Genomic DNA, 7,958 nt, shown 5'->3' on the forward strand with positions numbered 1-7,958 from the left:
GACTACGGGGGACGGGCGCGGTGGTCGCCGCCGCGGGCGTGCCCACCGTGGGATCGCCGACAGTCGGGTCGACGACGACAACGCCGTCGTCGTCGCCCCTCCTGGGATCAGTGCGCGAATCCGACGTTCTCATGGTCCTCCTCGTGGACGGCGGCGACCGGGATCCGAGGTGACGGAAGTCCGACGTCGCCTGTCATGGCGGGTGATGCCTGGGGCCAGGGCGGCGCGGTGAGCCGCCGAGCGCACACCACAGTAGAACCATGCTGTGTCGACCGTCACACCTGCCGACCAGATGCGTACAAATGGTACGGAATCGGCCACTTCGGACCGAATTTCCTGTGCACCATGTACACCCCGGACACCCCGACCACGGCGGGGGCTACTGCGCGAGGAACTTGTTGACCAGCCGGGACAGCGCGTTGGGCGAGAACTTCGAGAGGTTGGCCAGCAGCGTCGTCTGGGCTCCCACCGAGTACGACGTGCGGTGCATGCGTCGATCCGTCGGCGTGGGGTGGACCGACTCCCACACCTTGTCGGCGACCTCTGCCGGCGTGATCCGCACGCCGAGAGTCTGGGTGGACTTGGCGTCGTTGTCCGCCATGGCGGTCTTGGCCCACAGCGGCCAGATGCCCACCACCCGGATGTCGTGCTTCTCCCACTCGAGCTCGAGCGCCTCGGTCAGGCCCGCGACGTAGAACTTCGCTGCGCTGTAGGTGGCGATGCCGGGCTGGCCGTAGATCGCCGAGGCCGAGGCGATATTCACCAGATGCGCCCCCGGGGTCGCCCGGAGGAACGGGAACGCTGCCTGCGCCCCCAGCGTCACGCCCAGCACATCGATGTCGATCTGGGCCTTGACCGCCTGAGGCGTGATCTCGGCGAGGTCACCGGCCACGAGGACGCCCGCGTTGTTGTCGAGCACATCGAGGGTGCCACCGGTGTGCGCGGTGAACTCGGCGAGTGCCCGCTCCCACTGCTCGGCCTCGCGCACGTCCAGCTCGCCGGTGATCCAGTCCGGATGATCGGCCTGCACCGCGGCCAGTGCGGCCTTGTCGACGTCATAGACGCCGACGGTCCAGCCCTCACGGCCGAAGCGCTCCGCGGTGGCCAGGCCGATGCCCGCCGCTCCGCCCGAGATGAAAATCGATGGCATATCCCACTCCCCCGTGAGTCCTCCAGATGCGGTCCCCGACGACCCTGCCACGCCGGCGGGCATGGCGCATCACCACGCCGACGATTACGCTCGCGCCTGTGATCAGCGTCACGCCTGCTCACATCCGTCGAAAGGAGTTCTTCCATGGGTTCACTCGGATCGCTCGCAATCGGGTCGCTGGCGGCGCCCCTCCTCGGCTCGCTGGGGCTCGGTTCGCTGGTCTCGCAGGGCAGTGGCGGTGGCAGCGGTGACATGCTGAGCGGCCTGCTGCCGACCGACATCCTCGGCGGCCTGTCCTAAATTCTCTGACGCCTACGCTCCGGGCCGCACGCAGCGGTCCGGGGCGTCCGTCGCTCAGTGCGCCGCCCCCCGGGGTCGAGCCCGGCGGGGATGAGACGGCTGGGGACTAGTGTGCTTGCTCCCGATGCACCCGGGCGAGCACATCGGCGAATCCCGCGAGGTAGTCGCCGTTGCGGCGCGCCGCCTGCTGCTCGACGAGCCCGCGCGTCAACACCGCCGCGATCTCTTCGAGGTCTTCCCCCGAGTCGAGGTGCGCCAGGCCGAGCCCTGCCGCGAACGCCCGACCCTCGTAGAACACCAGGTCCGGGAGGATCGCGTCGAGTGCCCGCGACAACTCGCCGGCCGGACGCTCCTCGATCACCGAGGACACCGAGGCGCGGTACTGCTCGAACTGGTCCCGGGCCGCGTCGAAGGCCTCGCGGAGAGCGGTGGTGTCGGACATCTTCTTCCCCTGTTGATCGGTGTGCTCGGACCCTAGGGTGGATCCATGTCGAGTCTCATGAACGATGTTCTCGTGTTCCAGCAGACGACGAACTTCGTCAGGAACGATTTCGCGATCATGGACGACCAGGGGACCCAGGTCGGTCATGTGGAGACCGGCGGTAGCACTGTCGGGCGGATGCTGGTCGGATCGCGCGAGCTGACGGTGTTCGACGGGCCGGAGCGCCCGGTGATCCGGGTGAAGGACACGTACTCGTTCGGCCGCGAGCGGATGGAGATCCTGGACGCCGGCGGCGGTCGCCTCGCCTCGCTGGTCAAGCGGCTCGCGCTGTTCACGACCCGGATCACGCTGGACCTGCAGGGCGAGGAACTCGAGCTGACGGGCAACATCTGGGGATTCGAGTTCCAGGTGAACGGTCAGGGCGGCGCCATGGCGTGGGTCTCGCGGGAGTGGTCGGGCGTCGGCAATGCCTTCTTCGGCAAGTCGACCTATGTTCTTCGCCTCGCTGAGCATCTGACCGCCCCTCAGCGCCTCGCGATCATCGGCGCCGTGCTGTCCCTCGACCTCATCCGGGAGAAGCAGAAGCGGAACAGCTGAACCGCCGCCCGCACCTAACTTCCCGGCGACCTGTCATCCAGACTCGAGGCGATGCTGTCCCCGTAGACGCGGTCGATCGCGCGCCTGCCGTACACGAACCGGGAGGTCGCGCTGAGGTGGGAGCGCTTGTCACCGAGGATGTGCATCCCCCACGAGAAGAGTGTGGCCAGGCGATTCCGGAAGCCGATGAGGAAGGCCAGGTGCACGACCAGCCACAGCACCCAGGCGACAAAGCCGTGGATCTCGAAACCACGGATCTTCACCACCGCGCTGTACCGGGAAACGGTGGCCATCGAGCCCTTGTCGAAGTACTTGAACGGCGGTCGGCCCGTCGGGCTCTGCTTGCCCGTCAGCTCGCGGTCGATCTGCTTGGCGACGTACTTGCCGCCCTGGATCGCGACGGGTGAGACCCCGGGCAGGTTGTCGAGGCTCATCATGTCGCCGATCACGAAGATCTCGGGGTGGCCCGGCACCGAGAGGTCCTTGTTCACCTTGACCCGCCCGGCACGGTCGACCTCGGCGTCGGTCTGCTCGGCGAGCATCGTGCCCAGCGGGCTGGCCTGCACTCCGGCGGACCAGATCTTGCACGCCGCCCCGATCCGGCGCGTCGTCCCGTCCGCGTCCTTGATCTCGATCCCCGTGGAGTCGACATCGGTGACCATGGCGTTCAGGTGCACTTCCACGCCGAGCTGCTCCAGGCGGGCCTTCGCCGCCTCGCCGAGTTTCTCGCCGAAGGGTGGCAGCACGGCGGGCGCCGCGTCGAGCAGGATGATGCGCGCGTCGGCCGGGTCGATCCGGCGGTAGCTGTTCTTGAGGGTGCGGTGTGCGAGCTCGCCGATCTGGCCGGCCATCTCGACTCCGGTCGGCCCCGCGCCGACGACGATGAAGGTGAGCAGCTGCCGGCGAGCTTCCTCGTCCTCGGTGATCTCAGCCAGTTCGAAACTCCCGAGGATCCGGCCGCGGAGCTCGAGGGCGTCGTCGATGGTCTTCATTCCGGGGGCCCAGCGCTCGAAATGGTCGTTGCCGAAGTAGGACTGGTTGGCGCCGGCCGCGACGATCAGGCTGTCGTAGGGGAGATCGAAGTCGATGTGCCCGGCGACGGCGTGGACGGTCCGGTTCGCCACGTCGATCTTGTCGACCTCGCCGAGGGTGACCGTGATGTTCTTGTGCTCCCGCAGGACGAGCCGGGTCGAGGGCGCGATGTCGCCGACGGACAGGATGCCGGTCGCCACCTGATAGAGAAGCGGCTGGAAGAGGTGGTGACCGGTCTTGGCGACCAGCGTCACGTCCACGTCCACCTTCGCCAGGCTCTGCGCGGCGGCCAGTCCACCGAAGCCCGAACCGATGATGACGACTCGATGCCGACGGCCGGCATTCTGGGCGCCGGCGTCATGACTGTTCATTGCATCCACCATGGGACTCCTGATCTCGGGTGTGCGCGCCCGGAACGTTACCCCCACCTCGGCGAATCCGCCTGTTCTTCGAAGGCCTACCGACTGCGAGGGCCCTGTCGGCGGCTAGCAGCGCAGGGCATCGGTGCCGGTCGTTCGGATCCACTCACCTGGCGCCCAGGCAGCGGTCCACTTCGGCATGGATCACTCGGCGGGCCTCGTCGGCTCGCACCGCCCCCACGATGACACGGAGCGTGAGCCCCTCGGACAGCGCCGCCAACCGGAGGGCGTCCCGGCGATCGTCAGGCGTCGGGGCGGGCCGTGCCGGCCCACCCCTCCCGCGTGCGTCGGCCAGAAGTCGGGCGAGGACCCGGGCGCGTTCGGCCAGTGCATCCGTGACTATCGCCCCGATCCCCGGACTGGACACCGCCTTGGACTGGTAGGCAGCCCACACCGAGGCCCCGATCTTGAATTCGACGCTCTCCGACATCGCGCCGACCAGGAGTGATCGCAGCTCCTCGGCCGCAGCCCGCGGATCACCCGGCTCCTCGCGAGGGCCGTGATCGACCACCGCCGACGCCACCATCTGCCGACAGCCGTGCAGGACCAGGTCGTCCTTGGATGGGAAATAGTGCTGGACACGCCCTACGGATACGCCCGCCGCCTGCGCGACGGCGCGGAACGTCACTCCGTCAATGCCCTGATCGTGGATCACCTGCCACAGTGCCAGGACCAGCTCAGCACGTCGCTCATCATGATCGACGACTTTCGGCATGCACCCCCCTTTAAAATACGGACAACTTGCGAAACTATGTCGGTATGGACGTATTGCATCACGATCAGACGCCCGGGACGACCCGCTCGCGCCGGGGCCGGTGGGCGATGCGCGCGCGCCGGCTCGCGATCGTCGTGGCCGCCCTGTTCACGGTGATCGGGATCGGCGCGACGTGGACCTTCTTGTTCGGCGCTCCGGGGGTGGGGCACTTCCGCAGCGCCGACGGCCGGAACGCCTACATGGATGCGTACGCGGAAGCGATGGAGGCGCTCCCCGCACCGACATCCGTGCACGACATTCGGACCGACTACGGCTCGGTCCGGGCCTACGAGTGGTCCACCGCGGAAGCCCGGGGCCGGGCCCCGGTACTACTCGTCCCCGGCCGCGCCTCCGGGGTGCCGATGTGGGCGGAGAACCTCCCCGCACTCGTCGCCGAACACCGTGTGCTGGCCTTCGATGCGCTCGGGGATTCCGGGTTGTCGGAGCAGTCCGTCCCGTTCGCGAGGTTCGCCGACCAGGCCCAACCGATCGAGGAGGTGGTCACGGCGCTCGCGCCCGGCGGGGTGCACATAGTGGGCCACTCGTTCGGCGGCGCCATCGCCGCCTCTTTCGCGCGTCAGAATCCCGAGCGGACCCTCACCCTCTCCCTGCTGGAGCCGGTGTTCACCTTCGCCCGGCCCCCGGCGGGACTCTTCTTCTGGGCGATGGTCTCGTCCCTGCCGCTCCTGCCGGACGGGATCCGCGAGACGGCTCTCGAGAAAATCGGGGGCGTGGAGGACGAAGCCGCGACACTCGGAGATGATCCGATGGCGCGCATGATCGCGGCGGCGACGGAGCACTACCAGGCGGCCCTACCGCAGCCCGCCCCGTTGACTGACGAGGAACTGTCGCAGCTGACCATGCCGGTCTACGTCGCGATCGCCTCTGACGATTCCCTCGCCGGCGGCGCATCAGCCGCCCGGCGGGCCGAGCAGCTACCCGCCGCAACCGTGCAGACGTGGCCGGACACCACCCACTCCTTGCCCATGCAGGCCGCGGGCGCCGTGGAACCGGTGCTGCTGGACTTCTTCGCGGAAAACCAGCCGTCCTGACTTCCTGTGGGCGCGACACTCGACGAGCCACGGCCGGGCATCGACGCAGCGCTGGCCCAGATCACCGCCCCATTCGGCGTCACCGGCAGATTCGCAGCGGCACTTCGGGGAAGTTCGCTCTCACCCGACGGGCGCCATTTCCCGAGCCAGGCGAGAGATCACCGCCGCGCGAGCAGTTTCAGTCCTCCGGACGTCGAACCTCCACCACCAGCAGAGCCGCAAGCGCCGCGCCGGTGAGTCCGATCGCCCACCACGTACGTGTCACCGCCGAGCTGAGCTCCGTACGCACCGGCGTCATGGAGCCGTCACGCACATTGATCAGCGCCACAGTCAGGGAAAACAGGGTCCCCCTGAGATCGCCGGCGTCGACCCGATTGAGCAACTCCAGAATGCGATCCAGGTCCTCGTCGACTCGGTCCGTTCGCGAGCGAACAGCCTCGACGCGCTCGGCGACGTCCTCATCCTCGGAGGGGGTCTTGGTCAGGCCTGGTCGGTCAAGGACTCGGTCGATCCGGGCTTGTACCACGAGCGCCAGATTGTGATTAGCCATGTCGAGCATGACCAGTTCCTCGCGGACTTCGTTCTGCCGATGCTGACCGAGGCCGATCGCCAACCCGCCCACGAGCAGAATCACCAGCGAACAGAAGAACCACGAGGTTTTGGAGAACACCCGGTACATCGTCGACTCTCCTGTTCTCGACGGCTGGCGCCTATCGCCATGAGTCCAGATTGGCAGGAAACGCCGATGCGGATCGACAGAAGTCGGGTATCTCGCGCGAGCGTGTCACAGTAGTCGCGAGACCGAACTCGCGTCTGGCGCCTGGGCACCGGACCGACAGACGACGACCCCACTCAGGTGAGGGCGACGGCGTCGATCCCGTCGTCAGCGAGGACTGCCTCAGCCGTTACGCCGTTGCAGCCGAGCACGGAGTATCCCCAATCGACATCGGTAGCCAGGAGCCACTCGCGCCCGTCGGGCCAGAGCGCGTCGACGCCGTGCGCCCGCCCGCGAGCGAGGTTCTCCATGTCGGTGACCCTGTCGACCTTCGTTTGGAACACCGGCATGGTGCGCAGCAGCGTCACCTCGGGCGAGCAGATCTGCGAAGCGGGAACCACGGCGAGTTCGGGGTGGATGACCGCGTCCGGATCAGTGGAGTAGTAGGCCACAGAGTGGTCCGGGCCCGGCCCGTAGGAATCCCAGGCCAGGCTGGCGGTGTCGAAGATCGCTCCGAAAGCCACCTCCGGTGTGGAGGTGCTGCGGGCAAGAACGGCGAAGAGCGCTTCGATTTCACCGAGCCCTTCGGCACCGTCGTGCGGCCGTCCGAAGCGATCGTCGCAGGCATCACACTCATCCTGGGGTGGGGGTCGTCCGTTGGTGACCGCGATATCCCACCACATCGACGTCGGCGAGATCGCGACGCCGTTGGCTCGGGCCACTTCTTCCCAGGTCACTTCCCTTTGATCGGCGTGCCCCGGGTGGCGGATCAGAAGCAATGCCTCAAAGCCGCTCGGATCCGGGACGGCATCGGAGGCCTGCCATGCCATGTTGACCAGTCCCCTGCGGTCCCGGAGCCATCTGCTGTGCGGATCACCGGACAGTGGCTGGATCCCGCAGCTCATAAAGTGTGCCCAGTCCCGATCCTCCGCTTCGAGGTAGGACCGAAGTAGGCCGACCGTTCGTGACGGAAGAGTCGACTCGATCCCGATCACTGAGCCGCTACCAGAGTCGTCGGAGGCAATCGTGAATGAGACGCTGGCCCCTCCCGGCCCACGCAGTTTCAAGTACATGGGCTCTCGAGCAACGACGGAGAACGCGTGGGCCCGGCGGGGCCGCCGACGCTGTCGGCGCATCTCGGCCCGTGCCCACGCGCTGAAGTTGCTCGGTGACGGAGCATCGCGCCGACGACGAACCCGGGCGGGCCGGATCGGCCAATGAACGGTATGGCCAGGCCGCAGCGGCGGCGTCGGCTCCAGCCGGTAACGGGCCGCGATTTCTGGGTCCGCGAAGGCGCGGAAACCCGCGTGAAAGTAGGGAGATCCCAGCAGCGCATCGGCGGTCGCGGGAGCCAGGTCCACGGTGATGTGCTGCAATGCCACGCCCTCACCCTATTCACACGTGAATCGCACTGGGTTGGTTGGAGTCTCCATCGTTTGGAAACGAGGATGGACTCATGCCGAAGGATACGAACCCGAGCAAGCCGACTACGCGTCG

The 7,958-nt window shown here is 67.5% G+C and carries 9 protein-coding genes; 3 read left to right on the forward strand and 6 right to left on the reverse strand.

Annotated elements, in window-relative coordinates:
- Positions 1 to 379: 379 nt before the first annotated feature.
- Entirely contained in the window at positions 380 to 1,150 is a 771-nt protein-coding gene (locus tag ACWIE7_RS17930; protein WP_454057319.1) for an SDR family oxidoreductase, read from the reverse strand.
- Positions 1,151 to 1,294: 144 nt separating this feature from the next.
- Here ACWIE7_RS17930 and ACWIE7_RS17935 point away from each other — a divergent pair, with 144 nt between their 5' ends.
- Positions 1,295 to 1,450, forward strand: a complete 156-nt coding sequence (locus tag ACWIE7_RS17935) for a hypothetical protein (RefSeq protein ID WP_230929393.1) — start codon at positions 1,295 to 1,297, stop codon at positions 1,448 to 1,450.
- Between the two features lie 106 nt (positions 1,451 to 1,556).
- Here ACWIE7_RS17935 and ACWIE7_RS17940 read toward each other — a convergent pair whose 3' ends face one another.
- Entirely contained in the window at positions 1,557 to 1,892 is a 336-nt protein-coding gene (locus ACWIE7_RS17940; RefSeq protein ID WP_454057320.1) for a hypothetical protein, read from the reverse strand.
- 45 nt (positions 1,893 to 1,937) lie between these two features.
- Between ACWIE7_RS17940 and ACWIE7_RS17945 the strand changes: the two genes are divergently transcribed.
- Positions 1,938 to 2,489 carry an LURP-one-related/scramblase family protein gene (locus ACWIE7_RS17945; protein WP_454057321.1) on the forward strand — a complete coding sequence of 184 codons (552 nt, stop codon included), beginning with the start codon at positions 1,938 to 1,940 and terminating at the stop codon, positions 2,487 to 2,489.
- Between the two features lie 14 nt (positions 2,490 to 2,503).
- Here ACWIE7_RS17945 and ACWIE7_RS17950 read toward each other — a convergent pair whose 3' ends face one another.
- Entirely contained in the window at positions 2,504 to 3,892 is a 1,389-nt protein-coding gene (locus ACWIE7_RS17950) for an NAD(P)/FAD-dependent oxidoreductase (protein ID WP_454057322.1), read from the reverse strand.
- Between the two features lie 154 nt (positions 3,893 to 4,046).
- Positions 4,047 to 4,655, reverse strand: a complete 609-nt coding sequence (locus ACWIE7_RS17955; protein WP_454057323.1) for a TetR/AcrR family transcriptional regulator — start codon at positions 4,653 to 4,655, stop codon at positions 4,047 to 4,049.
- Positions 4,656 to 4,699: 44 nt separating this feature from the next.
- Between ACWIE7_RS17955 and ACWIE7_RS17960 the strand changes: the two genes are divergently transcribed.
- Positions 4,700 to 5,746 carry an alpha/beta fold hydrolase gene (locus tag ACWIE7_RS17960; protein WP_454070160.1) on the forward strand — a complete coding sequence of 349 codons (1,047 nt, stop codon included), beginning with the start codon at positions 4,700 to 4,702 and terminating at the stop codon, positions 5,744 to 5,746.
- A 178-nt stretch (positions 5,747 to 5,924) separates the two neighbouring features.
- Here ACWIE7_RS17960 and ACWIE7_RS17965 read toward each other — a convergent pair whose 3' ends face one another.
- Positions 5,925 to 6,425, reverse strand: coding sequence for a hypothetical protein (locus ACWIE7_RS17965; protein ID WP_454070161.1), 501 nt, complete (start codon positions 6,423 to 6,425; stop codon positions 5,925 to 5,927).
- A 173-nt stretch (positions 6,426 to 6,598) separates the two neighbouring features.
- Positions 6,599 to 7,291: a hypothetical protein gene (locus ACWIE7_RS17970; protein ID WP_454070162.1), complete on the reverse strand. Its 693-nt coding sequence runs from the start codon at positions 7,289 to 7,291 to the stop codon at positions 6,599 to 6,601.
- Positions 7,292 to 7,958: the final 667 nt, after the last annotated feature.

The sequence above is a fragment of the Dietzia sp. NPDC055343 genome (genome assembly GCF_053645265.1).

What these genes read in the sequence shown, in the direction of transcription:
- ACWIE7_RS17930 (WP_454057319.1), bottom strand. Translation starts at nt 1,150, where the DNA reads ATGCCATCGATTTTCATCTCGGGCGGAGCGGCGGGCATCGGCCTGGCC.
- ACWIE7_RS17935 (WP_230929393.1), top strand. Translation starts at nt 1,295, where the DNA reads ATGGGTTCACTCGGATCGCTCGCAATCGGGTCGCTGGCGGCGCCCCTC.
- ACWIE7_RS17940 (WP_454057320.1), bottom strand. Translation starts at nt 1,892, where the DNA reads ATGTCCGACACCACCGCTCTCCGCGAGGCCTTCGACGCGGCCCGGGAC.
- ACWIE7_RS17945 (WP_454057321.1), top strand. Translation starts at nt 1,938, where the DNA reads ATGTCGAGTCTCATGAACGATGTTCTCGTGTTCCAGCAGACGACGAAC.
- ACWIE7_RS17950 (WP_454057322.1), bottom strand. Translation starts at nt 3,892, where the DNA reads ATGAACAGTCATGACGCCGGCGCCCAGAATGCCGGCCGTCGGCATCGA.
- ACWIE7_RS17955 (WP_454057323.1), bottom strand. Translation starts at nt 4,655, where the DNA reads ATGCCGAAAGTCGTCGATCATGATGAGCGACGTGCTGAGCTGGTCCTG.
- ACWIE7_RS17960 (WP_454070160.1), top strand. Translation starts at nt 4,700, where the DNA reads ATGGACGTATTGCATCACGATCAGACGCCCGGGACGACCCGCTCGCGC.
- ACWIE7_RS17965 (WP_454070161.1), bottom strand. Translation starts at nt 6,425, where the DNA reads ATGTACCGGGTGTTCTCCAAAACCTCGTGGTTCTTCTGTTCGCTGGTG.
- ACWIE7_RS17970 (WP_454070162.1), bottom strand. Translation starts at nt 7,291, where the DNA reads ATGGCATGGCAGGCCTCCGATGCCGTCCCGGATCCGAGCGGCTTTGAG.